The 24,277-nt window shown below is 65.8% G+C and carries 27 protein-coding genes and 1 riboswitch; of the genes, 18 read left to right on the top strand and 9 right to left on the bottom strand.

Annotation, left to right across the window (positions count from 1 at the left end; genetic code table 11):
* Positions 1 to 18 precede the first annotated feature (18 nt).
* Positions 19 to 861 carry a DNA/RNA non-specific endonuclease gene (locus tag IEY43_RS00075; RefSeq protein ID WP_188946559.1) on the bottom strand — a complete coding sequence of 281 codons (843 nt, stop codon included), beginning with the start codon at positions 859 to 861 and terminating at the stop codon, positions 19 to 21.
* 178 nt (positions 862 to 1,039) lie between these two features.
* Here IEY43_RS00075 and IEY43_RS00080 point away from each other — a divergent pair, with 178 nt between their 5' ends.
* Complete coding sequence (locus IEY43_RS00080) at positions 1,040 to 1,273, top strand: antitoxin VbhA family protein (protein WP_188946560.1); 234 nt, start codon at positions 1,040 to 1,042, stop codon at positions 1,271 to 1,273.
* A gap of 229 nt (positions 1,274 to 1,502) precedes the next feature.
* Here the strand turns inward: IEY43_RS00080 and IEY43_RS00085 are convergent, their stop codons facing one another.
* Complete coding sequence (locus IEY43_RS00085) at positions 1,503 to 3,614, bottom strand: oxidoreductase (RefSeq protein WP_188946561.1); 2,112 nt, start codon at positions 3,612 to 3,614, stop codon at positions 1,503 to 1,505.
* A 367-nt stretch (positions 3,615 to 3,981) separates the two neighbouring features.
* On the opposite strand from IEY43_RS00085, the gene IEY43_RS00090 reads away from it, so the two are divergent.
* The 5 genes from IEY43_RS00090 to IEY43_RS00110 all read left to right on the top strand — a co-directional run bounded on the left by IEY43_RS00090 (position 3,982) and on the right by IEY43_RS00110 (position 7,445).
* A complete protein-coding gene (locus IEY43_RS00090) occupies positions 3,982 to 4,683 on the top strand; it encodes a VOC family protein (protein ID WP_188946562.1) in 702 nt (233 codons plus the stop codon).
* 109 nt (positions 4,684 to 4,792) lie between these two features.
* The gene (locus IEY43_RS00095; RefSeq protein WP_188946563.1) at positions 4,793 to 5,524 is read left to right on the top strand and encodes a lysoplasmalogenase family protein; all 732 of its coding nucleotides are present in this window, start codon (positions 4,793 to 4,795) and stop codon (positions 5,522 to 5,524) included.
* A 58-nt stretch (positions 5,525 to 5,582) separates the two neighbouring features.
* Complete coding sequence (locus tag IEY43_RS00100) at positions 5,583 to 6,398, top strand: alpha/beta fold hydrolase (RefSeq protein ID WP_188946564.1); 816 nt, start codon at positions 5,583 to 5,585, stop codon at positions 6,396 to 6,398.
* A gap of 146 nt (positions 6,399 to 6,544) precedes the next feature.
* Positions 6,545 to 7,009 carry a GNAT family N-acetyltransferase gene (locus tag IEY43_RS00105; RefSeq protein ID WP_188946565.1) on the top strand — a complete coding sequence of 155 codons (465 nt, stop codon included), beginning with the start codon at positions 6,545 to 6,547 and terminating at the stop codon, positions 7,007 to 7,009.
* A gap of 4 nt (positions 7,010 to 7,013) precedes the next feature.
* On the top strand, positions 7,014 to 7,445 hold the full coding sequence (locus IEY43_RS00110) for an OsmC family protein (RefSeq protein WP_188946566.1): 432 nt from the start codon (positions 7,014 to 7,016) through the stop codon (positions 7,443 to 7,445).
* A gap of 186 nt (positions 7,446 to 7,631) precedes the next feature.
* Here the strand turns inward: IEY43_RS00110 and IEY43_RS00115 are convergent, their stop codons facing one another.
* Entirely contained in the window at positions 7,632 to 7,928 is a 297-nt protein-coding gene (locus IEY43_RS00115; protein ID WP_188946567.1) for a Fe-S cluster assembly protein HesB, read from the bottom strand.
* Between the two features lie 226 nt (positions 7,929 to 8,154).
* Positions 8,155 to 8,259, top strand: a riboswitch (TPP riboswitch).
* Between IEY43_RS00115 and thiO the strand changes: the two genes are divergently transcribed.
* The 7 genes from thiO (at position 8,247) to IEY43_RS00150 (ending at position 14,742) form a co-directional block, all read left to right on the top strand.
* On the top strand, positions 8,247 to 9,431 hold the full coding sequence (gene thiO / locus IEY43_RS00120) for a glycine oxidase ThiO (RefSeq protein WP_229777200.1): 1,185 nt from the start codon (positions 8,247 to 8,249) through the stop codon (positions 9,429 to 9,431). Its footprint overlaps the riboswitch before it by 13 nt.
* Positions 9,428 to 9,670, top strand: coding sequence for a sulfur carrier protein ThiS (gene thiS, locus IEY43_RS00125; RefSeq protein WP_245353577.1), 243 nt, complete (start codon positions 9,428 to 9,430; stop codon positions 9,668 to 9,670). The genes thiO and thiS overlap by 4 nt, the downstream gene beginning before the upstream one ends.
* Positions 9,671 to 9,673: 3 nt before the next feature.
* The gene (locus IEY43_RS00130; RefSeq protein ID WP_188946568.1) at positions 9,674 to 10,516 is read left to right on the top strand and encodes a thiazole synthase; all 843 of its coding nucleotides are present in this window, start codon (positions 9,674 to 9,676) and stop codon (positions 10,514 to 10,516) included.
* Positions 10,513 to 11,682: a molybdopterin-synthase adenylyltransferase MoeB gene (gene moeB, locus IEY43_RS00135; RefSeq protein WP_188946569.1), complete on the top strand. Its 1,170-nt coding sequence runs from the start codon at positions 10,513 to 10,515 to the stop codon at positions 11,680 to 11,682. Before IEY43_RS00130 ends, moeB begins: the two co-directional genes overlap by 4 nt.
* A 34-nt stretch (positions 11,683 to 11,716) precedes the next feature.
* Positions 11,717 to 12,253 carry a GNAT family N-acetyltransferase gene (locus tag IEY43_RS00140; protein WP_188946570.1) on the top strand — a complete coding sequence of 179 codons (537 nt, stop codon included), beginning with the start codon at positions 11,717 to 11,719 and terminating at the stop codon, positions 12,251 to 12,253.
* Positions 12,254 to 12,407: 154 nt separating this feature from the next.
* Positions 12,408 to 14,315: a translational GTPase TypA gene (gene typA / locus IEY43_RS00145; RefSeq protein ID WP_188946571.1), complete on the top strand. Its 1,908-nt coding sequence runs from the start codon at positions 12,408 to 12,410 to the stop codon at positions 14,313 to 14,315.
* On the top strand, positions 14,296 to 14,742 hold the full coding sequence (locus IEY43_RS00150) for a hypothetical protein (RefSeq protein WP_188946572.1): 447 nt from the start codon (positions 14,296 to 14,298) through the stop codon (positions 14,740 to 14,742). Before typA ends, IEY43_RS00150 begins: the two co-directional genes overlap by 20 nt.
* Positions 14,743 to 14,798: 56 nt before the next feature.
* Here the strand turns inward: IEY43_RS00150 and IEY43_RS00155 are convergent, their stop codons facing one another.
* Complete coding sequence (locus IEY43_RS00155) at positions 14,799 to 15,308, bottom strand: helix-turn-helix domain-containing protein (RefSeq protein ID WP_188946573.1); 510 nt, start codon at positions 15,306 to 15,308, stop codon at positions 14,799 to 14,801.
* A gap of 195 nt (positions 15,309 to 15,503) precedes the next feature.
* On the bottom strand, positions 15,504 to 15,752 hold the full coding sequence (locus IEY43_RS00160) for a putative acetyltransferase (RefSeq protein WP_188946574.1): 249 nt from the start codon (positions 15,750 to 15,752) through the stop codon (positions 15,504 to 15,506).
* Between the two features lie 211 nt (positions 15,753 to 15,963).
* Here IEY43_RS00160 and fdxA point away from each other — a divergent pair, with 211 nt between their 5' ends.
* From fdxA to IEY43_RS00180, 4 genes are all read left to right on the top strand, one after another.
* Positions 15,964 to 16,287, top strand: coding sequence for a ferredoxin (gene fdxA / locus IEY43_RS00165; RefSeq protein WP_047119573.1), 324 nt, complete (start codon positions 15,964 to 15,966; stop codon positions 16,285 to 16,287).
* A gap of 10 nt (positions 16,288 to 16,297) precedes the next feature.
* Positions 16,298 to 17,413, top strand: coding sequence for a succinyldiaminopimelate transaminase (gene dapC, locus IEY43_RS00170; protein ID WP_188946575.1), 1,116 nt, complete (start codon positions 16,298 to 16,300; stop codon positions 17,411 to 17,413).
* A gap of 98 nt (positions 17,414 to 17,511) precedes the next feature.
* Positions 17,512 to 18,792 (top strand): citrate synthase, encoded by a 1,281-nt coding sequence (locus tag IEY43_RS00175; protein ID WP_188946576.1) that lies wholly within the window; start codon positions 17,512 to 17,514, stop codon positions 18,790 to 18,792.
* A gap of 145 nt (positions 18,793 to 18,937) precedes the next feature.
* Complete coding sequence (locus IEY43_RS00180) at positions 18,938 to 19,549, top strand: hypothetical protein (RefSeq protein ID WP_188946577.1); 612 nt, start codon at positions 18,938 to 18,940, stop codon at positions 19,547 to 19,549.
* 77 nt (positions 19,550 to 19,626) lie between these two features.
* Here the strand turns inward: IEY43_RS00180 and dapD are convergent, their stop codons facing one another.
* Positions 19,627 to 20,583 (bottom strand): 2,3,4,5-tetrahydropyridine-2,6-dicarboxylate N-succinyltransferase, encoded by a 957-nt coding sequence (dapD, locus tag IEY43_RS00185; RefSeq protein ID WP_188946578.1) that lies wholly within the window; start codon positions 20,581 to 20,583, stop codon positions 19,627 to 19,629.
* A 73-nt stretch (positions 20,584 to 20,656) separates the two neighbouring features.
* Here dapD and dapE point away from each other — a divergent pair, with 73 nt between their 5' ends.
* Positions 20,657 to 21,742 carry a succinyl-diaminopimelate desuccinylase gene (gene dapE, locus IEY43_RS00190; RefSeq protein ID WP_188946579.1) on the top strand — a complete coding sequence of 362 codons (1,086 nt, stop codon included), beginning with the start codon at positions 20,657 to 20,659 and terminating at the stop codon, positions 21,740 to 21,742.
* Between the two features lie 76 nt (positions 21,743 to 21,818).
* On the opposite strand, the gene IEY43_RS00195 is transcribed toward dapE, so the two are convergent.
* The 3 genes from IEY43_RS00195 to IEY43_RS00205 all read right to left on the bottom strand — a co-directional run bounded on the left by IEY43_RS00195 (position 21,819) and on the right by IEY43_RS00205 (position 24,256).
* On the bottom strand, positions 21,819 to 22,646 hold the full coding sequence (locus IEY43_RS00195) for an amino acid ABC transporter permease (RefSeq protein WP_188946580.1): 828 nt from the start codon (positions 22,644 to 22,646) through the stop codon (positions 21,819 to 21,821).
* A complete protein-coding gene (locus IEY43_RS00200) occupies positions 22,643 to 23,323 on the bottom strand; it encodes an amino acid ABC transporter permease (RefSeq protein ID WP_188946581.1) in 681 nt (226 codons plus the stop codon). Before IEY43_RS00200 ends, IEY43_RS00195 begins: the two co-directional genes overlap by 4 nt.
* Before the next feature lie 102 nt (positions 23,324 to 23,425).
* Entirely contained in the window at positions 23,426 to 24,256 is an 831-nt protein-coding gene (locus tag IEY43_RS00205) for a glutamate ABC transporter substrate-binding protein (RefSeq protein WP_188946582.1), read from the bottom strand.
* Positions 24,257 to 24,277 lie beyond the last annotated feature (21 nt).

Below are 24,277 nucleotides of genomic sequence, written 5' to 3' on the forward strand. Positions count from 1 at the left end.
GCCCCTGCCCGTGGGGCCTCACCACAGGATGTCGGCCGTGGATCCCAGCGGGGAGCGCGCTCCGGCCCGGGCGAGGACCAGGTCGTCGGCTGCGTGGACCGCGGCCGGGAAATCGAGCCCCGTGCGTTCCTCCAGTTCGGCCACGCTGATCTGGTAGACGCGGAATTCGTCCAGCGCCATGAACACCTGCATCCGGTCGAGGTCCTGGGTGAGCATGAAGGCCCTGGCCTTCAGCCGCCCCTCATGTTCGAAGAGGATCAGCTTCCAGTACTCCGTGGGGATCCGGTAGCCCCGGTACACCTGGGCGTTGGCGGCGAACACGGGTCCGCCGAAGATGCTGCAGCGCAGCTGGTCGAGCTCGACGTCCTCGTAGAGGGCGTTCTCCAGCCGGCCCCAGATCCCCGCCTGTCCGGACTGGTTGAAATCGTCCATCTGCGGGGTGATGTTCGTGAAATAGAACGAGTCCTTGTTGGCCTGTTTCGCTTCGGTCTCCGAACCCCAGGTGAGATCCGCGCGGCGGGCCAGGTGCCCGCGGTCCAAGCGGTTGTTCGCATACAGGTCGTTGCCGGCCTGGTATTCCTCGGGGATGCGGGGGTCTTTGGTGAAGTTCAGTCCGGTGCGGGAGAGCAGCTTGATCTCGGTGCCGTCGATGTTCCAGGCCACCCAGCGGGCGAGTTTCTGCGTGGTGCTCAGCGTCAGCGAGAAGTGGGTGTAGTTGATCACCGGCGAGCCGTCCACCTCCACGGAATCCGCAGGCACGTCCGGTCCGGCGGTGGGAAAATCGATGCGCGTGGCCAGGAACGTGGTGCTGAAACCCGTGCGCGAGGCATCCGCGCGGGCGGTGGTCTGGGTGCTGTTCATGGGGTCCTCCTGCACGGCTCCCGGGCGTGCGATAGTTCTGCTAGCTACAGGGTAGACCCCTGTCGAAAGCTCCGCCAGAGGCCAATATCAGTGCCATCTGACCTGCCCCTTTCCATGCTTCCAAGGGCGCAGGACAGCACCTAGAATGGGAGGCGGCATCATCGGGGAGGTCTTGTCCATGGACGATAAATTCGATATCGAGGAACGCTGGCCGGAACTGTTCGGCCGGCTCGACGCGGTGGAGCGCAACGCCGTGCGGCAGTCGCTGGCCTCCGCCTGGCACGAGGGCTGGATTCCGAACCGCGAGGACGTGGAAAACCTGGCCGACGTAGCCTGCGGGGCCATCGGCATGGAAGAGTTCCTGCGTCGTGCGATGGCCATGGCCCGGCGGGGGAGCGGGGCGCAGGGCTGATCTCCGGCTGCGACAGTTGGACGTCTAGTTCCCTCCGGCCCTGACCAGGCGGGGTCGAGCAGCGAGCTGGGTGAACGCGGCCTGGCCGTGCTGGAGCGGCTGCTGTTCGCGGACGCGTACCGCTGGGCCTGGTGCATCGCCATCGCGCGCCGAGGCCCCCGGAGACGGGAAACCCCGCCGCGGCCGGTGGGCCGCAGCGGGGTTTCGGGGAGCGCTTCCGGGTCGGAGCCTACAGGGAAACGGTGGCTTCCCAGGCCGAGTGGATGGCGCCGTGGATGTAGTTCACGGCACCGGCATCGCCGACCACGTCGACGCTGAATCCCGCGGTGCGCAGCTCGTCCGCGACCGGTGCGGCGGCGGTGGTGCCGTCCGCATAGACCACCATGTCGGCCGGGGCGCTCATGGCCTCGCCGTTGACGGTGAATTCCACGGTCTTCTGGGTGATGCGGTCCACGGTGACGTTGCGGTGGATCTGCACGCCGTGCTCCAGGTTGTCCTTGACCGCGGTCCAGCGGCGCGGCATGGCCAGCGGCAGGCCCAGCTGCTGCTTCTCATGCACCAAGGTGACCTTGCGGCCGCGCTCGGCGAGGAACTCGGCGAGCTCCAGGCCCACCAGCGAACCGCCGATGACCACGACGTTCTTGCCCATCGGCAGCCAGTACTTGGTGAACTGGCGGACGAACTCCGGCGACTTGGTCAATCCGGACAGGCGGCCCATCTTGCCCATGGTGCTCAGCACCAGGCCGGCCTCCTCGGCGGTGGCGGTGCCCAGCATCATGGCGCGCAGGGTGTCGCCGGTCTGCACGTTCGGCAGGTCGCCGCCGGGCATGTCCGGCTTCGGGCGCACCGCGCCGGTGGCCACGATCACGTGGTCCGGGTTCAGCGCGCGAATGGTATCGACGGTGGCCGGGGTGTTCAGCTTGACGGCCACGCGCAGGCGCTTGAGCTCGGACTTCAGCCAGCGCAGCAGGCGCTCGTTGTCCGGGGTGGTCATGGTGGAGAACCACATGGTGCCGCCCAGGCGGTCGGCCTTGTCGATCAGGGTCACGCGGTGGCCGCGTTCGGTGAGCACACGCGCGGATTCCATGCCCGAGGGGCCCGAACCGATCACGACAATGTGCTTGGAAGCGCTGGCCGGCTTGAGCGGCAGCAGCTTCTCGTTGCCCAGCGCAGGGTTCACGGCGCAGAACGGGGTGTCGTCGAAGAAGTTCTCTCCCACGCACAGGTAGCAGTTGATGCACGGGCGGACCTGGTCGAACTTGCCTTCGCGCAGCTTGTTCGGCAGTTCCGGGTCGGCTAGCAGCTGGCGGCCCATGGCGGCGAAGTCCACCTTGTTCTCCGCGATGGCCTTCTCGGAGATCTCCGGGAGCATGCGGCCCACGGCGATGACCGGGATGGAGACGTGCTTCTTGATCTCGGCGGCGTTTTCCAGGTAGGCGCCGACCTTGTTGGGCAGCGGGCCGTCGGTGAAGTTGTCGAACGGGTTGCGGCCCCAGCCGGTGACGTGGATGGCGTCCGCGCCGGCGGCCTCGAACATCTTGGAAGCTTCGATGGACTCGGGAAGGCTCAGTGCGCCTTCCTGTCCGTATTCCTCGCCGGAGACGCGCACCAGCAACGCGAGCTTGTCGCCCACGCGCTCCTTGACCGCGGCGATGACCTCGCAGGCCAGGCGGGCGCGGTTTTCCAGCGATCCGCCGTATTCGTCGGTGCGCAGGTTGTCGCGCTGGTTCAGGAAGACACCCAGGATGTAGCCGTGGGCCACGTGGATCTCGAGGGCGTCGGCGCCGCCCTTGGCGACGCGCTCGGCGGCATCGGCCCAGGAAGTGATCAGCCAGTCGATGTCTTCCTTGGTCATCTCGTGGTAGCTGATCTTCTTGCCTGCGGTGGCCGCGCCCATCTTGGCCAGCTCTTCGGGGGTGCAGTCGGCCAGCGCACCCATGGAGTAGCTGTAGTCCGGCTGGTTCGGGGCGAAGACCGGACGGTCGTTGGCGGTGTCGACGCGGGCGACCTTGCCATGGTGGGTCGACTGGATGCACAGCTTGGAGCCTGCGGCGTGGATGGCGTCGGCCAGCGCCTTGATGCCCGGGATGAACTTGTCATCCGACAGGCCCGGTTCCTTCATCGACGCGGCGCCGTAGGGGAAGGCGATGGCGCAGGCGCCGGTGATGATCAGGCCGGCACCGCCAGCGGCGCGGGATGCGTAGTGGTCGATTTCGGACTGCTCGATCTCGCCGCCTTCGGACACGTTCATGTCCATGGCTGGCAAAACAATCCTGTTCGGGGTGGTCATCGGACCGATGCGGCCCTCCGACATCAGGTGTGGAAATGTCTTGGTGCTCATGCAAATATCGTACGACTGAATTAATCATGAAAAAGCATGTCAGAACCTGAAATTTGCTTCCGGAAACACGGAATAGATTCGTTGTCCATTGCGTGGAGCCAAGTCAGCCAACGGTTCGCGGAGTTCCCGGAAATCGAGCCCGGTGCATTTCGACCCGCAGAACTCCCGGTTTACCTTTGACTAAGTCAACGATCTTTTGGGGCTTTTATTCATTTTCCATTGACTAAGGCCACATTCTTCCGGTTTTCCGGTCTGTGGCCCAAGCAACCAAGGGCGGCGCAGGCCTCCCGCAGCAGGACCCGCCGGCCGCCTGGAAACTTCCCGCGCGGGACGCCCGCAGCACACCCAAGGCCGGTAGGGTGTACCCATGTTTTTGGAGAACATCGTTTTCGATGCGGCCGAACCGCGGGCCGCCGGCCGGTACTGGCAGGACATGCTGGGCTGCGAGCAGCTCAGCGATAGCGCTGAGGGTTTCGAGACCCGCCTGGGAATTCCCGGCGGACCGGTGCTCGACCTGTGCTTCCCGCAGGTCGAGCCGGGCAGGCGTTCGCGGCAGCGGTTGGTCCCGGGCCTTGTCGCCGGTGCTGGAGCGGAGTCCGGCCCAGCGGCGGACGTCGACCTGCGACGCGACCCGGCGGGTCACCGGTTCACCGTGGCCAGCGGGTGCGCAGGGCAGGCGCCGGAGGGACCGCTGCGGCTGGCAGCGCTCCGGCTGGAATCAAGCGGGCCGCAGCGCGATGCGCACTTCTGGGCGGAGCTGTCGGGGTGGCGGATCGACCAGACTGGCGGACCGGCGGCGCTGCGCCATCCCAGCGGCCGGGGACCGCTTCTGGAATTCGTCCCGGAAGCCGAGGCCAAGCGCGAGACGGAGAAGAACCCCGTGCACCTTGATCTTCGGCTGGACGCCGACGATGATCCGCAGACTGTCGCAGAGCGGATCGCCGCGGCCGGCGGCCGCGAACTGCACCCGGGATGGGGCCAGCTGCCATGGCGCATCTACCAAGACCCTTCGGGAAACGAGTTCTGCGTGCTCCCGGCAACGGGCACGGTCCATGGCGGCGGCCAATGAGGGGCCCTGAACGCGGCACGGACCGATGCCTTGCCCCGGTCGGCCGCACTGGCTAGGGTCGTCCCAAGGCCGGTGCCGCGCCGGGCCGGCAAGGTCATGAGGGGGAACGATGGGCAGCGAAGGGGTTCGCCTGGAACGCGTCGGGGGCACGGACAGCAGGCCGCTGGCCCGGGTGTTCCTGGCGCTTCTGCTGGTGGTCAGCCTGGTCCACTTGGCGTCGCAGCTTGTCGCTCCGGGGAGGATGCTCGGCGAGGCGACGCAGGTTCTGCTGATGCCCATGCTCGGCGGATTCATCCTTGCGTCCACCGCTGCGCCGCGGAGCCGTACCGTCACGCTGGCGCTGGCCGCGGTGTTCTTCTCCTGGCTCGGAGATTCCCTGCCGCGGGTGATCGACGGCGATCCCGGGTTTTTGACGATGGTCGGCTGTTTCATGGTGGCGCAGGTTTTCTACATCCTGCTCCTGCGCCGGTGGTGGCGCGGCTCGGTGCTCCGCCGGCCCCTGGGGCTGGTCCCGTATCTGCTCGTGCTCGCTGCCCTGGTGGTGCTGTGCGGGCCCTCGGCCGGTGCGCTGCTGGTGCCGGTGGTCCTCTACGGCCTCGCATTGGTGGCGATGGCTGTGCTGTCGACCGGAACCGGGTTGCGGGGCGGGCTGGGCGGAGCGGTGTTCTTATTCTCCGATGCGCTGATTGCACTGCGCTCGTTCACGGACATCCATATCCCGGCCCAGGACTTCTGGATCATGCTCACCTACATTCTTGGACAGTTTCTGCTGGTGAGCGCTATTTTGGACAAGGACAACGCGGCGCCAACGGTCGCGAGGCCGCAAGCCGCCGGGCCGTGATCGGTGCGGGGCCCGTGCCGATCTGACGCCCGAGCCTCGAAGGAATGACCCACTGAGCATGAACCAGCACCACATCGACGGCGTGCAAAAAGTTGCCGGCCAGGGTATCCCCCTGGTGCTGATTCACGGGCACGGGGTGGACCACAGGATCCTCCTGGCGCTGGATGAAGTGCTGGCCGCCACCGGAATTTTCCAGCGCATCTATGTGGATCTTCCCGGAATGGGCCAAACCGCTGGCCTGAAGGGCGCCGGGGGCCTTCCCGAAATCGCCGACTGGCTCGAAGCGCTGATCCGCAGGCAATGCGGACAACGTCCCTTCGCGATGGTCGGCAACTCGTTGGGCTCGCTGCTGGCACAGGAGATGGGGGACCGGTTCGGCGAGCAGGTAGCCGGCATCGCCATGCTGGCGCCGCTGGTCTTCCCGCTGCATGCCCAGCGGACCGTGCCGCCGCGGGAAATTCTGCACAGCGACCCGGGCCTGCTGGCAGGGCTTCCGCTGCAGGACGCGGATCATTACGAGAAGATGTCGGTGCTCCAGACCGTGGAGAACTGGCAACGCTTCAGCATCCATGTGCTGCCGGGGATCCGCTCGGTGAACCTGCGCTCGATGGTGAAGCTGTCCAAGCGCTATTTCCTCGATGAACTGCCTGTCGAGCGGGCCGGCACGCTGGACTGTCCGGTGCTGATGCTGTGCGGCCAGCAGGACCATGTCACCGGCTTCGCGGATCCCCGCAAGCTCGCTGCACGGTATCCCTCGGCAGAAATCACGGTCGTTCCCTCGGCCGGGCACAACGTGCACCTTGACCAACCCGATATCGTTGCAGGGGAAATGACTCGCTGGAGCAGGGCGGTTCTGGCCTACTCCGGGAAGTGAGTTGTGACAGTCCACCACCCCCGTGCGCGGTTTCAGGGCGCAGATGAGTGGCTACTTGTTACCAATCCGTGCTTCTCGGTGGCATCTCACAAGGAGAAAATTACAAGACAACATGCGGTGTATTCCGCGGCTGGAGAGGAGTTGCAATGACTGAGATGCTCGTTCTTCGCGATTGGACAAGCGTGGAGGAAGTTCCCGAACTCCTGGACGTCTGGCGCAACTCGGCGGAGGGAGGCCGCGACTTCCTCTCGGCGGCAGACGTGGATGCCGTCGCCAACGCGCTCGAAGCGGTGTATTCGCAGCGGGTCTCGGTGCGGATCGCCCAGCTGGGCAAGGACATCGTCGGCTTTGCCGCGTGGAGCGAAACGCGGATCGAACTGCTGTGGGTGCGCCATCACGACCGGCACCAGGGGGTGGGCAGCGCGCTGCTCAAGGACATCCTGACGCTGTGCCCTGCCACCACCATCCAGATCAACGGCCAGAATGCGAACACCCTCACGTTCTTCCTTGACCATGGCTTCGAGATTGAGAAGGCGGCGGAGCAGGCCGATCCGCTGGCCCGGATCCGGCTTCGCCATGTCCACATTTCCGCGTCGGACGTGTCACGATAGATCCATGAGCGAAAACACCCGTGATCTGCGTGAAGTCAAAGTCGAGCGAGTCGAGTCCAAGAAGTACCGGGCAACCAGCGGCGAAACCGGTGCCAGCCTGGAATTCGGCCAGGGCGAAGGGCTGCTGACCCCGGTGGAGCTGCTGCTGGCGGCCATCGCCGGGTGCTCGGCCATCGACGTCGACGTGGCCACCACGCGCCGCAGCGAGCCGGAGAAGTTCGAGGTGGCCGCCAGCGGCTACAAGCTGAGCGAGGAGGGCGCCGGACGCATGGAGGACATCAAGATGTCCTTCGACCTGAAGTTCCCGGACACCGACGAGGGCCGCAAGGCCGCCGGCATGGTCGAGCGCATCGTGAAGCTCTCCCACGACAAGTACTGCACGGTCTCGCGCACCGTCGAGCTGGGGGCCAAGGTCACCAGCGAGATCGCCGACTAGCGAACCTCCCGCCGCGGCGGGAAACCGGCCAGGCGCCGGAGCATAAGAACATAGTCAACACGCCACTGCCCGGTGCAGCGGCTCGTGGCACGGATCCGGGTGGACCGAACCGGACGAGCGCCGCCCGGGCAGTGGCGCGTTCGCGGCCGGGCCGCCGGAGCTCGTGCCCCGGGGCGCGGCGGAAGCCTAACGCTGGGCCAGGACCTGGAAGGTGATGGTGCCTTCGGCATCCACGTTGGCGTCGAGCACCTTGTCGTCCAGGGCGTCGGTGACCAGCTCGTCGAGGAAGACGGGGCTGCCCTCGCCCTGGATCACCTGGTCCGCCGGCTGCGGGCCGTCAACCACGCGCACGGCAAAACGCGCGGTGGGCTGGCCCTCGGCCGCGTCGGCGGGCTGGATGCGAAGCCCCGCCTCGTTCTCCTCCGTCTGGTTGGTGACCAGCGAGGTCACGATCGCATCGGCCTGATCGGTCAGTGTCAGCACTGTGTTCTCCTTCCGGTTGCGGTGCCGCCCGGTTCCGGGCGCCTTCACGTCACACTTCCGCACCCTTCGGGCCCGGGGCAAACAAACTGATGGATCTTTGAGGATTTACCCACCCGGCGCCGTGGAAAGCCCCGTGCATTGCGCGGATCAGGGACCATCGCGCGCGAAGATGACGCGCAAGGACGCGCCGGGCTGGCTTTTGCGCCGCGGGTCGTGCCTATAATCGCTTCAACTCCGCGGGAGCCTGAACCGACCAGGCTGAGAGGGCACCGAGCCGACCGCCACACCTGATGCGGGTCATGCCGCCGTAGGAAGGAAGTGCCGTCGTTGCACGTCGCCATCATCGGGGCCGGAATCATCGGCCTGTCCACCGCCTTCGAACTGCTCTCGCGCGGTTGCGAGGTCACCGTCATCGACCCGGATCCCGGGCAGGGCGCCAGCCGCGCCGCCGCCGGGATGCTCGCCCCGGCCGCCGAAACCACCTGGGGCCAGGGGATCCTGCACGAACTGCTCGGCGCCTCCAACCAGCGCTACCCGCAGTTCGTGGAACGCATCGAACAGGCCACCGGCCTGCGCCCGGACTACCTGCGGAACGCGACCCTCGTGGTGGCCTCCGAACCGGCCGACCGCGATGCCCTGCACGAGCTGGTGCAGCTGCAGACCAATCTGGGATTCAGCGCCGAAGTGCTGCTGCCCAGCGCCGCCCGCCGGTTGGAACCGGCGCTGGCCAGCAACATCGCCGGCGCGGTGCGCTGCGCCGGCGACCACCAGATCGACCCGCGCTCGGTGGTTCGGATCCTGGCCGGGCACCTGGACGCGCACCTGGACGCGCACCTGGTCCGCGAACCCGCCGTCGAGCTGCTGCAGCGCGCCGGGGCCACCCGCGCGGTGCGCACCGGTAGCGGCCGGATCATCGAGGCGGACCAGGTGGTGCTCGCCGCGGGCCTGGGCACCGTTGCCGGGGCGCCGCGGCTGCCGCTGCGCCCGGTGTACGGGGACATCTTCCGGCTGCAGGGCCCGTCCGGCCCGCCGCTGCTGCAGCACACGGTGCGCGGGATCGTGCACCGCGACCCGGTGTATCTGGTGCCGCGCGCCGACGGTTCGCTGGTGCTGGGCGCCAGCAGCCGCGAGGACGGCAACGAGGCGGTCAACATCGGGCAGATGCACCGGCTGCTGGACAACGCCCGCCGGCTGGTTCCCGGGATCGTGGACTGCTCGCTGAACGAGGTCATCGCCCGCGCCAGGCCCGGCACCCCCGACGACCGGCCGCTGGTCGGGCGGCTGGACGACGGGCTGGTGCTTTCCACCGGCTACTCCCGCCACGGGGTGCTGCTCACCCCGTTCGGGTCCGCGCTGGCCGCCGACCTGGTCCAGGGGCTGCCGCCGAACGCGGAACACGCCCGGGCCGTGGACCCCGCCCGTTTCACCGACCCCGCACGTTTCACCGACCCACGCCGTGCCGGCGGCCACGCCGCACCGACCCGAATGGAGATGCACCGATGACCATCGACATCACGCTGAATTCAACCCCCGCCACCATCGCGGACGGCTCCACGCTGCGCGAGCTGATCGCCGCGCACCTGGGCCGCGAACTGGACGAGCGCGGCCAGGCCGCGGACGGCGCCAAGCTGGGGCTGGCCGCCGCAGTGAACGGTGCCGTGGTCCCGCGCAGCGCCTGGTCGACACGCGAACTGGCCGCCGGGAACACCGTCGAACTCGTCACCGCCGCCCAGGGAGGCTGAACCATGGACCACGCCACCGCAACCAACGCCGCCGCGGGCCTCACCGAGCTCAGCGCCGCCAACGACGCCTTCGAAGTGGCCGGACGCAGCTTCGGCTCCCGGCTGATCCTGGGCACCGGCGGGGCCACCTCGCTGAGCACCCTGGAGCAGGCGCTCGCCGTCTCCGGCACGGAGCTGACCACGGTCTCCATCCGGCACTACTCCTCCGGCGGCTCGGCCAGCGTGTACGAGCTGCTGCAGCGCCACGGCATTGCCGCGCTGCCGAACACCGCGGGCTGCTTCACCGCCCGCGACGCGATCCTCACCGCCCACCTGGCCCGCGAGGCGCTGGAAACCAACTGGGTGAAGCTGGAGGTCATCGCCGACGAGCACACCCTGCTGCCGGACCCGCTGGAGCTGTTCGCCGCTGCGGAGCAGCTGGTGGCCGACGGCTTCGAGGTCTTCGCCTACACCAACGACGACCCGGCGCTGGCCTCCCGGCTGCAGGACGCCGGGGTGGCGGCGGTCATGCCGGCCGGCGCGCCCATCGGCTCCGGGCTGGGCATCCTGAACCCGCACAACATCGCCGCCATCGTCTCCCGCGCCACCGTCCCGGTGATCCTGGACGCGGGCGTGGGCACCGCCTCGGACGCGGCCAAGGCCATGGAGCTGGGCTGCGACGCGGTGCTGCTGGCCAGCGCCGTGACCCGCGCCCACAACGCCCCGCTGATGGCCGCCGCGATGCGCGACGCCGTGCGCGCCGGACGGGCCGCACGGCTGGCCGGGCGCATCCCGGTGCGCGACACCGCGCTGGCCTCCTCCCCGGGCGAGGGCATGATGCAGGCGCTGATCGGCGACTTCTCGTGAGCCGGCGCGCACCGCTGGTTGCACCGCGCACCGCGCTGGACCCGGCGCAGCTGGCGCGCTACTCCCGGCACCTGACCCTGCCCGGCATCGGCGAGGAAGGCCAGCGCCGCATCGCCGCCGCGCGCGTGCTGGTCATCGGCGCCGGGGGACTGGGCAGCCCGATCAGCAACTACCTGATCGCCGCCGGCGTGGGCACGCTGGCGGTCATGGACGACGACACGGTGGAGCTGTCCAACCTGCAGCGCCAGATCATGCACCGCCAACAGGATGTCGGGGCGCGCAAGGTCGACTCGGTGCCCCGGCTGGCGGCCCAGCTGAACGACCAGGTCGCCGTCGTGCCGCTGGCCGAACGGCTGACCGCGCACAATGCCGAACAGCTCTTCGCCGCCTACGACCTGGTGATCGACGGCAGCGACAACTTCGCCACCCGCTACCTGTCCAACGACGCCGCCGAGCTGACCGGAACCCCGCTGGTGTGGGGCACGCTGTTCCAGTTCTCCGGCCAGGTCTCGGTGTTCGACCCGCGCACCGGGCCGATGCTGCGCGACCTGTTCCCGGAGATCCCGGATGCCGACTCGGTGCCCAGCTGCGCGGAAGGCGGCGTGTTCGGCGCCCTGTGCGGGGTGGTCGGCTCGATCATGGCCGTGGAGGCGCTGAAGCTGATCACCGGGGCGGGCGAAACCCTCTCCGGCAAGCTCTGGCTCTACGACGCGCTGACCGCCGGGGTGCGCACCCTGGCCTTCGAGCGCGACCCGCAGCGCGCACCGGTGCGGGAGCTGGGGGACTATGCGCAGGAATCCTGCGCCGCCGCCCCGGCCGTCGCGCAGCTGGACCCGGCCGCGCTGGAAGCCCTGCGCCAGGCGGCGGCGCAGCGTGTGCTGGTCGTCGACGTGCGCGAAGACTGGGAACGCCAGATCGCCGCGATCACCGGCAGCGTGCACGTGCCGCTGGATCAGATCCTCTCCCTGGGCTGGGAGGCGATCGACGCGAAGGACGCCACCCACGTGGTGCTGGCCTGCAAGAGCGGGGCCCGGTCGCTGCGCGCCGCCCAGGCCCTGGGCCCGCAGCCGGCCGGGGCGCGGCCAACGGAAGCGCAGGTGCTGAACCTGGCCGGCGGCACCCTGGACTGGTACAGGCAAGTGCGCGGGGAGGTGCTGGCCTACTGACCTGCGGCCCGCGGCCACGAGGGATACTGGAGCCATGGACGAATTGGGCAAACTGTTGTTTCGCGAACTCACCGACGCCGACGAGCAGCAGGCCGTCGACGCGCACCAGACGCTGCTGGCAGAGGACTTCGAGTTCCTCCCTGCCTGGACGGGCGGGGAAAACTGGGCCGACTACGTCTACCGGATGAACGCCGGACGGCGCGGTGAGCACATCCCCGAGGGGTGGGTCCGCTCGGCCCTGTTCATCGCGGTGGACCGGGACGGCTGGCTGCTGGGGCGGGTGTCGGTACGCTACGAACTGAACGCCTCGCTGGAGCACCTGGGCGGCCATATCGGCTACGGCGTGCTGCCCGAGGCCCGTCGGCAGGGAGTCGCCGCGGCGCTGTGCAGATTCGGGCTGGACGAGCTGCGCGCCGCCGGGGTCGACCGGGCGCTGGTCACCTGCGCTGCCGGCAATTCCGGATCCCGCGCCACCATCCTGGGCTGCGGGGCAGTTCCCGACACGACGCACCCGGAAGTCGTGGACGGGGATGGAACCACCCACCTGCGTTTCTGGGTGCCGACCGCCTGAATTCGCCGGTTCATCCGGATGTTGCGTGCTTTTTTCTGTATGTTTTGACACAGATCCCCGGTTGGCTTGCCATGAGAGCGTAGAATGAATAGCTGGGTCGACCTTGGCCCCGACTCCATTGACCCTTAACTCGAGCAGAAGTGAGCCTTCACGCATGTCAGATAACATCACGAGCCGCGAAGAACTGCGCAACGTAGCAATCGTTGCGCACGTTGACCACGGCAAGACCACCATGGTCAACGCAATGCTTCAGCAGACCGGCGCTTTCGACAGCCACGGTGAAACCGAAGACCGCGTGATGGACTCGGGCGAGCTGGAACGCGAGAAGGGCATCACCATCCTCGCCAAGAACACCACCGTGTTCTACAGCGGCCCGGCCGCCCAGGGCAAGCAGATGACCATGAACATCATCGACACCCCCGGCCACGCCGACTTCGGCGGAGAGGTCGAGCGCGGCCTGTCCATGGTCGACGGCGTGGTGCTGTTGGTGGACGCTTCCGAGGGCCCGCTGCCGCAGACCCGCTTCGTGCTGCGCAAGGCGCTGGCCGCGAACCTGCCGGTGATCATCGTGGTCAACAAGACCGACCGCCCGGATGCCCGCATCGACGGCGTCATCTCCGACTCCATGGACCTGCTGCTGGGCCTGGCCTCCGACCTGGCCGACGAAGCACCGGACCTGGACCTGGACGCCATCTTGAACGTCCCAGTCGTCTTCGCCTCGGGCAAGGCCGGCTACGCCTCGATGAACCAGCCAGCCGATGGCTCGCTGCCGGACAACGAGGACCTCGAGCCGCTGTTCGAGACCATCATCAAGCACGTCCCCGCCCCGACCTACACCGAGGGCGAAGTCCTGCAGGCCCACGTGACCAACCTGGACGCGTCGCCGTTCCTCGGCCGCCTGGCACTGCTGCGCATCTTCAACGGCACCCTGCGCAAGGGCCAGCAGGTTGCCTGGGCCCGCCAGGACGGCACCCAGAAGCAGGTCAAGATCACCGAGCTGCTGGCCACCAAGGGCCTGACCCGCGTTCCAGCCGAAGAAGCCGGCCCGGGCGAGATCGTCGCCGTCGCCGGCATCGAGGACATCATGATCGGCGAGACCCTCACCGACCTGGAAAACCCGAAGCCGCTGCCGCTGATCACCGTTGACCCGCCGGCAATCTCCATGACCATCGGCATCAACACCTCGCCGCTGGCCGGCAAGGTCAAGGGCGCCAAGGTCACCGCGCGCCAGGTCAAGGACCGCCTGGACAAGGAACTGATCGGCAACGTTTCGCTGAACATCCTCCCGACCGAGCGTCCGGACGCCTGGGAAGTCCAGGGCCGTGGCGAACTCGCCCTGGCCATCCTGGTGGAGCAGATGCGCCGCGAAGGCTTCGAGCTGACCGTGGGCAAGCCGCAGGTTGTCACCAAGATGATCGACGGCAAGGTCCACGAGCCGATGGAGCACATGACCATCGACGTGCCTGAGGAGTACCTGGGCGCCATCACCCAGCTCATGGCTTCGCGCAAGGGCCGCATGACCAACATGGCCAACCACGGCACCGGCTGGGTCCGCATGGAATTCATGGTTCCGGCCCGCGGCCTGATCGGCTTCCGCACCCGCTTCATGACCGAAACCCGCGGTTCGGGCATCGCCGCCTCGCTGGCCGAAGGCTACGAGCCATGGGCCGGCCCGATCGAGTACCGCATCAATGGCTCGATCATCGCCGACCGTGCCGGCGTGGTGACTCCGTTCGCCATGATCAACCTGCAGGAGCGCATGAGCTTCTTCGTGAAGCCGACCGAAGAGGTCTACGAGGGCATGATCGTTGGTGAGAACTCGCGCGCCGATGACATGGACGTGAACATCACCAAGGAAAAGAAGCTCACCAACATGCGTGCCGCTTCCTCGGACACCTTCGAGAACCTGACCCCGCCGCAGACCCTGACCCTGGAGGAATCGCTCGAATTCGCCCGCGAAGACGAGTGCGTCGAGGTGACCCCCGAGGCCATCCGCATCCGCAAGGTGCTGCTGAACGCGAACGATCGCGCCAAGGCAACCCGTGCCCGCGCCCGCGTCTAATAAACGCCCTGCCAGCGGCGGCAACCTCGGCGCCCTGTGGCGCGCGGTGGTTGCCGCCCTCGCGGCCGGCCTGTTCGGCACCGGCATCCACGCGTCGCTGTTCTACGCGGGCGACACTCCGATCATCTGGGGTGTCGCCGTGGCCTGGCTGCTGCTGGGGCTCCTGGTCTATTGGGCCACGGTGGCCTCCGGCAAGCTATGGTCCGGCGCTGTGGCCTTCATCGGCTGCTACGTGACCGTGGGCGTGTTCTCCTACGTCGGCAACGACCAGCTGTTGCTCAGCGCGGGATACTTCAAGTTCCTGCCGGGCCCGACGCTCGCGTCGCTGCTGTGGATGTACGGCATGGTCATCCCGGCGGTCATCGCCCTGATGAGCGCGCTGCGGGTGCTGCGCAAGACCAACCGCACGGCCAACAGCACGGCATAAAAAAAGGTGTTCCTCCTTCGGGGGGAACACCTTTTTCTTTGGGCGGCAATGCCTGCCTAGTCTTCTGAGCGGCTGTTGCCTGTCAGGTCGAGGTGGTGGGCCAGAAACAGCGAGGTCGGCACGCCGTCTTCTTCCGGCTCGCGCATCGCGTAGTCCTCGATGACCGCGCGCAGCCGGGCCATCATTTCCTTCTGGGAGTCTTCGCCGAGCTTCAGTCCCACACGGACGACCTGCATCTCCTGGGGCGAGAGCCCATTGATTTCCTGCAGAAACGTGTCCACCAGCAAAGGTGCGGCATCCGGGATCCGGGTGCCCCAGGACAGCTTGGTGCTGCGGTAGGGGACTTCCTTGGCCCCGCGGTTGCCTTTGCGCGGCTCTTCGGCTTCCAGGAAGCCGTTGCTGACCAGCGTGCGCACATGGTGCAGCGAGGTTGCGGGGTTCAGTTCGAGGATGTCCGCGATTTCCTTGTTGGTCCGCGACTCATGCAGGCACAAGCGCAGGATTCGCAGCCTCAGCGGGGAGCTGAGGGCACGGGCACGGGCCTGGACAAGTTCATCGGTTGGCATGATGCCAGCATACGCGAAAATCGTTCAGTGATTGGCAGTTTCAAATCACATGTCGCGCATCGTGTGCTGCCGGCGCGCCGCGCCGCGAGGGCGGTGGTTATTCGTCGCCCCGCCGTCTGGAAAGGGGGCCGCTCAGCCGTGCAGCATGCGCCTTGCCGCTGCGCGGGGCGCCCGCGGCAGCACTGAGCGTAGGAATCAGGCCTCCGGATTCCGGGGTGCGCGGCCGCGGCGAACGGGGGCCGGCGGGACGCGTTTGGCATGGGTAATGGCGGACCGCTGCACCGTCACCGGCCCGGTGCGGGTCTGCAGCACGACCGCGGAATCAGTGACCTGCTGCACGGTGCCCAAGACGTCGGTCAGGAACTGTCCGGCGCCGGTCTGGGCATCGAGCCGGTAGCGCAGCACAATACGGTCTTCGGTGGTCAACTCGGCGAAATTCAGCATTTTGAGGTCACTGTCCGTAAAAATAATTCATCTACCGCGATGCTAGCCGAAATGTGAATCGTCGGTTACGTCACAGGTGAACGAGGGGGTCTTGGTTGTCTTGGCAACAGGACTAGAATGTAGTTTGAGCTTGTCTGGGAATCAATCAGCATTTTGTGATCCAGAAGGCTCATGTTGAAACCACTTTGCGCAAGGAAAGGTCGCAGCTCCCGTGACTTACATCATCGCTCAGCCGTGCGTCGACGTTAAAGACAAGGCGTGCGTCGAAGAATGCCCGGTTGATTGCATTTACGAAGGCGACCGTTCGCTTTACATCCACCCGGACGAGTGCGTCGACTGCGGTGCTTGCGAACCGGTGTGCCCGGTGGAAGCCATCTACTACGAAGACGACGTGCCGGACGAGTGGGCCGACTATTACAAGGCCAATGTCGAATTTTTCGACGAGCTTGGCTCGCCGGGCGGCGCCGCTAAGATTGGAAATACGGGCACCGACCACCCGCTGATCGGCGCACTGCCACCACAGAACCAAGGCTAGGTTTTTCTTCATGCTTCAGCTCCCCGATTACCCCTGGAACCAGCTCGCACCGTACCGCGAACTGGCGGCACAACACCCAGGCGGGGTCGTGGACCTGTCCATCGGTACGCCGATTGACGACACTCCGCAGAACATCCAGGACGCGCTGGCTGCCGCCTCGAATTCCCACGGCTATCCGACGACCCACGGAACCACCGAGGTCCGCCAGGCCATCGTCGATTGGTTCGCCCGTCGCCGCAATGTGACTGGGCTCGGCGTGGACGACGTCATGCCGACCGTGGGTTCCAAGGAAATGGTGGCCTGGCTGCCGTTGTTCCTCGGCCTCGGCGCCGGTGACATCGTGGTGCGCCCGCAGATCGCCTACCCGACCTATGACATCGGAGCTCAGCTGGTGGGCGCCACGCCTATCGCGGCCGACGAGCTGTCGCAGCTCACCGATGAGCAGCGAGCCAAGGTCAAGCTCATTTGGGTGAACTCCCCGGGCAATCCGACCGGCAAGGTCCGAGACGTGCAGTTCCTGGCGGAAATCGTCCGGCAGGCCCGCGAGCTGGGCGCCGTGGTCGCCTCGGACGAGTGCTACGCCGAACTGGGGTGGGGCGAGGTCAGGGACCAGGTGCCGAGCATCCTGGACCCGCGCGTTAACGGCGGCAACCTCGACGATTTGTTCGCCCTGTATTCGCTGTCCAAACAGTCGAATCTCGCCGGCTACCGCGCTGCCTTCATCGCCGGTGCGCCGAACCTCATGCCTGCGCTGGTCAATGGCCGCAAGCATGCCGGGATGATCGTCCCGGGACCGATCCAGCACGCCATGGTCGTGGCCCTAAACGATGAAGAGCATGTCAGGGTGCAATACGACGTCTATCGGGCGCGCCGCGAAGCACTGGCCCCGGCACTGCGGAACTTCGGGCTGCAGATCGAGGATTCGGTGGCAGGTTTGTACCTGTGGTGCACCGAGGGCCGCCCGAGCTTCGAGACCATTAATCGCCTTGCAGAGCTGGGAATTGTCGCCGGCCCCGGGGTTTTCTACGGCACGGCCGGCGAGAAGCACGTGCGCGTTGCCTTGACGGCCAGCGACGAGAGGATCGCCGCAGCCGTTGAGCGCTTGAATTCTTCCGTCAACCGCTGAAGATGACACTCTGATTAGCGCCATGGGGACATATCACGGTATGTTCTAGGATGACGACTGACCTTTCGGAACTACACGCTTTCCGGTTAGGAGATGCAATGACAGACACGACGTCTGCACAGCTACAATTCAACGGATCCAACCTCGAACTGCCGGTTATCCCGGCATCCGAGGGAAACAACGGTTTCAACGTAGCACCACTTTTGAAGACCACTGGTAACGTCACTTACGATCCTGGCTTCATGAACACCGCGGCTACCAAGTCGGCAATTACTTACATCGACGGCGATGCCGGCATCCTGCGCTACCGCGGATACCCGATCGAGCAGCTGGCCGAGCACTCAAGCTTCACCGAGGTCTCCTACCTGCTGATCAACGGCGAACTGCCGACCCCTGAGCAGCTGGCCAAGTTCGACGGCAGCCTGCGCCGCCACACCTTGCTGCACGAGGAGCTCAAGGGCTTCTTCGGCGGCTTCCCGCGCGATGCACACCCGATGCCGGTGCTGTCCTCCGCCGTTTCGGCCCTGTCGACCTGGTACCAGGACTCGCTGGATCCGTCGGACAACGAGCAGGTTGAGCGTTCGACCCTGCGCCTGCTGGCCAAGCTGCCGGTGCTGGCGGCTTACGCCCACAAGAAGTCCATCGGACAGGCACTGCTGTACCCGGACAACTCGATGAACATGGTCGAGAACTTCCTGCGCCTGTGCTTCGGCACCGCCGCCGAGCCCTACGAGCTGGATCCGGAAATGGTCAAGGCACTTGACCTGCTGCTGATCCTGCACGCAGACCACGAGCAGAACTGCTCGACCTCCACCGTTCGCCTGGTCGGCTCCTCGGACGCCAACCTGTTCGCTTCGGTCTCCGCAGGCATCCACGCCCTGTCCGGCCCTGCCCACGGCGGCGCCAACGAGGCAGTGCTGCGCATGCTGCGCGACATCAAGGCCCAGGGCATCGCTCCTGAGACCTTCATGGAGAAGGTCAAGAACAAGGAAGACGGCGTCCGCCTGATGGGCTTTGGCCACCGCGTATACAAGAACTACGATCCGCGCGCCAAGATCATCAAGAAGACCGCTCACGACCTGCTGGCCAAGCAGGGCAACAACGAGCTGCTGGACATCGCGATGAGCCTTGAAGAGAAGGCGTTGAACGACGACTACTTCATCTCGCGCAAGCTCTACCCGAACGTGGACTTCTACACGGGTCTGATCTACACCGCGATGGGCTTCCCTGAGAAGATGTTCACCGTGCTGTTCGCCATCGGCCGCCTGCCGGGCTGGATTGCCCAGTGGCGCGAAATGATCAACGATCCAGAAACCAAGATCGGGCGCCCGCGCCAGCTGTACATGGGCGAGACCGCCCGCAACTACCCGGGCGTCTAAGATCGCCAGGTAGCTTGTACCCAGCCCTTGGGCCGGGACTCCGCAGATTGCGGAGTCCCGGCCCAACGCTGTTTTAACCCCGAGTTCAGGCGTATTGTGGGGTGAAGGGGATGCTTTCAACACGTCGGCATGTCAGGTGGTTTGGATGTATTTTCGTCGCGGAAACAATTGGTCGCTGACCATATATACGGATCCCCATCTGCTGATGGCGCTGTATCTGCGGGAGCTGGCAGGCGTGAATCCCGCGGAAGTCGGCCCGAATTGCCGGCTCGAACCGGATGTCAAGGAACGCACCGGCCCGCATTCAGTGCACGGGCAGATCAAGCAGGAATGGGGTTCGTGGTGGGACTCGCTGACCACCCATGACACGGCGCCGGAAGTTGCGGTCCCGGTTCCCGCAAACCTTTTGGAGTGGCTTGAGGACAACGGATATCCCGAATTAGCCCGGCTGGCTCGGCCGCATTACGGACAGGCAACGCTTTTCGCCCACCAGCATACCGAGGACTTCGAACGGAGAAGCCGGGATTACATCCCGGACCGCATGGACGAGATTGAGCAGCTGCTGATCGAACGCGGAATAGAGCACGCGGCGGATGCGATGGAAAAACAGATCAGCGTGATCGAGGTGCCATTGAAGGAACCGCGGGCCTGGCTGACCGGCGGATCCACGATCCTGGCAAGTTCGGTGCTCCTGCGCGACTCCAAGGCCTTCCGGGGGTTCATCCAGCCCATGCTCACCATCATCTTTCCGATCTAGCGGAGTGCGCTGCAGGGGAAAAGAGGCCGGAGAACCCATAGGGGTTCTCCGGCCTCGACATTTGGTGCCGCTTCGGCCTAGTTGGCGTGCAGCGCGTCGTTCAGTTCCACCGTCTGGCCTGCGCGCGGCAATGCCTCGACGGCGCCGGAAATCGAGTTGCGGCGGAAGAGCAGGTTCGGCACACCGGACAGTTCCAAGGCCTTGACGGTCTTTTCGCCCAGTGCGACACGGGTGCCTGCGGTGACGTACAGGCCGGCTTCCACCACCGAGTCGTCGCCGATCGAAATGCCCACGCCCGCGTTGGCGCCCAGCAGGACCCGTTCGCCGATCACGATGCGTTCCTTGCCTCCGCCGGAGAGGGTGCCCATGATCGAAGCGCCGCCGCCCACGTCCGAGCCGTCGCCGACCACCACTGACGCGGAAATGCGGCCCTCGACCATGGAAGCGCCCAGGGTGCCGGCGTTGAAGTTCACGAAGCCCTCGTGCATCACGGTGGTGCCGGCGGCCAGATGGGCGCCGAGGCGGACGCGGTCAGCGTCGGCGATGCGCACCCCGGAAGGCATGACGTAGTCGACCATGCGCGGGAACTTGTCCACGCCGTAGACATCGACGTTGCTGCGGCTGCGCAGCTTCAGCCGGGTCATCTCGAAGTTCTCGACCTGGCACGGGCCGAAGTTGGTCCACACGACGTTGGCCAGATGGCCGAAGATGCCGTCCAGGTTGATGGTGTTCGGCTGTACCAGACGGTGCGAAAGCAGGTGCAGGCGCAGCCACACATCGGCGGTGTCCGCCGGGGCGACGTCGAGGTTGATGGTCAGGGACACGACTTCCTGGGTGGTGCCGCGGGCGGAGTCGTCGGCCGCGGCGGCGGCCAGTTCGCCGGCCAGCTGTTCTGCTGCTGCGAGTTCACCGAGCGTAGGCGCCGGGTACCACACGTCCAGGACGGTGCCGTCGGCGGCGATGGTGGCAAGGCCGTGGCCGGATGCCAATCGTACGGAAGATTCGCTGGATGAGGTCACAGGTTCTGAAGTCATACACTGATCGTAACGCTGATGCTAAAGGTAACGTTGTTAGATGACAAGCTAGTGAAGCGATGATTGTAGGACCATGAATACCGTGAACGACCTAGACCTGCGGCAGGACGTCGCAGTGCTGACCGAAGAGCTCATGAACATCAATTCGGTCTCAGGCAACGAGCAAGAACTGGCCGACAAGGTGCACGCCGCCCTGCTGGAACTCGACCACCTCCAGGTGCATCGCGACGGGGACTCAATCGTCGCCCGTACCGCCCTGGGCCGCGACCGCCGGGTCGTGCTGGCCGGGCACCTGGACACCGTTCCGTTGCCCCGCACCGCGGGTGCCAAGGGCACCGTCCCCGCCCAGGTCATCGACGGGGTGCTCTACGGTCGCGGCGCCACCGACATGAAGGGCGGAGTCGCCGTGCAGCTCGCCCTGGCCGCCGAGCTCACCGATCCGAAGCACGATGTCACCTACATCTTCTACGACCACGAGGAAGTCGCCGCATCCAAGTCCGGTCTGGGACGGTTGGCCCGCAACAGCCCTGAGCTGCTGGCCGCCGACTTCGCGATCCTGCTCGAACCCACCAACGGCACCGTGGAGGGCGGCTGCAACGGCACCAGCCGCTTCGTGATCCGCACCCACGGCACCGCCGCGCATTCGGCCCGCGCCTGGATGGGCCACAACGCGATCCACGACGCCTCCGAAGTGCTGCGCCGCTTGGCCGAGTACCAGCCGCAGACCATTAACGTGGAAGGCCTGGAATTCCGCGAAGGCATGAATGCGGTGCGCATCAGCGGGGGAGTGGCAGGCAATGTCATCCCTGATTACTGCGAGGTCGAGGTGAACTACCGCTTCGCCCCGGACAAGACCCTGGAGCAGGCCGAAGCCGTGGTGCTCGAGCTGTTCGAGGGCTTCGACATCGAACGCACCGACGGTTCCAACGGAGCCCGCCCGGGGCTTGACCAGGAGATCGCCGCCGAGCTGATTTCGATCCTGGGACAGGAGCCCAAGCCGAAGTACGGATGGACCGATGTGGCCCGCTTCTCGGCGCTCGGCATCCCGGCCGTGAACTTCGGCCCCGGCGATGCACTGCTGGCGCACTCGGATGACGAGCACGTCCCGCAGCAGGCGATCCGCGACTGCCTGGCTTCGCTGCGCTCCTGGCTCAGCTAGTCCCTGCACAGCGCCAAAAGACCTCGGGTCCCGTTCCACGATGGAACGGGACCCGAGGTCTTTTGGTTGCTGCCTGCTAGATCTGGCCGCGCGAGCTGAGCCGCGAGGAGACCACCGAGGCGAGCTTGGACAGGGCGAAGTTCAGGATGATGAAGATCGCCGCAACGATGACCAGCGACTGGAACATGTTCGAGTTGCCGGTACCCACCAGCTTGCCGTTGAACAGCAGCTCGTTGAAGTTGATGATGTAGCCCAGTGCGGAGTCCTTCAGGATCACGATGAACTGGCTGATCAAGGCCGGCAGCATCGCGGTCAACGCCTGCGGGATCTCGATCAGCCGCAGGCTCTGGCCGCGGGTCAGGCCGATGGCGATGCCGGCCTCGCGCTGGCCGCGGGGCAGGCCGTGCACACCCGAGCGGATCAGCTCGGCGATGACCGAGCCGTTGTACAGGGTCAGGCCGATGACCACCGCGTAGAACGGTGAATCCTGCGGTTGCACCCAGCCGGAGCGGGCGAGCATGATCCACAGGAACAGCATCATGAGTAGCACCGGAACCGCACGGAAGAACTCGACGATGATCGTGCTGACCCAGTCGATCACCTTGTTATGGGACAGTCGCCCCATGCCGAAGATGAAGCCGAAGAGCAACGAGGTCACGATGGAGATCGCGGCCGCCTGCAGGGTCTTGAGCAGACCCGGCAGGATGAAGTTGCTCCAGACGCCGCCCTTGAGGAAGACATTCCACTTCTCCGGTGCCAGCTGGCCTGCGGAGTTCAGGCCAATGGCCAAGTAAGCGAGCAGGCCCAGGAGGGCGAGCACACCGAGGATGTTGAGCAGCAGGATGCGGCGCTTGGCCTTGGGCCCCGGGGCGTCGAAGAGGACTGACTGCTTTGGCGCGCTCATCGTGCCACCGCCAGCTTCTTGGACAGCCAGGTGACCAGCATGCCGATCGGCACCACGATGACCACGAACATGAGGGCGACGGTCAGGAAGATCAGCACTCCCAGATCGGCCCGGTACTCGATCATGGTCTTCATGAGGCCCGAGATCTCGGCTACGGAGCCGGCCAAGGCCACCGTGGTGTTCTTGATCAGCGCGATAAGCACGTTGCCCATGGGGACGATGGCCCCGCGGAATGCCTGCGGGAGGATGACCAGCCGCGCTGCCGGCAGGAAGCCCAAGCCGATGGCTCGGGCGGCTTCGGCCTGGCCCAGCGGGACGGTGTTCACTCCGGAGCGGATAGCTTCGCAGAAGAACGCAGCGTGGTAGATGGTCAGGCCGATGATGGCGATCTGGAAGAAGTTGAAATTGAAATCACTGGACAGCTGGAGCTGGAAAACGCCGAACAGAACCAGGACGCCGAAGGTCATGATGATGGTCAGCGGGGTATTTCGGAAGATGTTTACGTAGGCGGTGCCGAATGCTCTCAGGCTGGGGATTGGCGAAATTCGCATGATCGCGAGAATCGTGCCCAGGATTGCGCAGGCTATAAACGCCCAGAAGGTGAGCTGCAGGTTGGTCCAGAAGGACTCCATGATGCGCGCACCGTATTCATCCCAAAGACTTAAATAGCCTTGCACGGCTTGTTCTCCTTGGTAGATGGATGAGCTGGTAACTGGCGGTGCCGCACGCGAACGTCTAGGTCCAGGTGCAGCACCGCCAGTCGTGGAACGAGCTAGGTGCTAGCTGCAGGCTTCGAACTTGGTCGGAGGATTCAGCGCCGATGGCTTGTAGCCGGTGCCTTCGGTGTTCTTATCCAGGGCCTTCTGCCATTCACCGGAATCGATCATCTTCTTGATTGCGGTGTTGATCTTTTCGCACTTGTCGTTGGTCTTGTTCAGACCCACGCCGTAGGGCTCTTCTGAGAATGGCTTGCCAACAACCTTGAACTTGCCCTTGTTGGCCGAGGTCGCGGCCAAGCCGGCGAGGATGATGTCATCGGTGGTGATGGCGTCGATGCTGCCGGTCTCCAGCAGGCCCAGGCAGTCGGCATAGCCCTGCTGTTCAACCAAGCTCACCCCGGGAACGTCCTTCTTGACGTTTTCGGCCGAGGTCGAGCCGGTGACCGAGCACAGCTTCTTGCCGTCCAGGGAGTCCTTGCCGGTGATCGAGCTGTCGTCGGCGCGGACCAGCAGGTCCTGTCCGGCGATGAAGTACGGGCCGGCGAACCCGACGCGTTCCTTGCGCTTGTCGTTGATGGTGTAGGTCGCGAAGATCATGTCGACCTGGTTGGTCTCAAGCAGGGTTTCGCGGTTGGCCGACGGAGCCGAGACGAATTCGATCTTGTCCTCGGTGTAGCCCAGTTCGTTGGCCACGTACTTGGCGACATCGACGTCGAAGCCGGTGTAGGTGCTGCCGTCCTGGAAGCCGAGGCCCGGCTGGTCGAACTTGATGCCGATGCGAACCTTGTCGCCTTCTCCGTCGCCGGCGTTGTCAGAGCCGCCGCAGGCGGTCAGGGTCAGAGCCGCGACAGCCGCCATTGCAGCAATTGCGCCAAAACGATTTTTCCGCATTGTTCCTCCTGGTGAGTGGGT

The organism is Glutamicibacter protophormiae (assembly GCF_014647495.1).
Classification (GTDB): Bacteria; Actinomycetota; Actinomycetes; order Actinomycetales; family Micrococcaceae; genus Glutamicibacter; species Glutamicibacter protophormiae.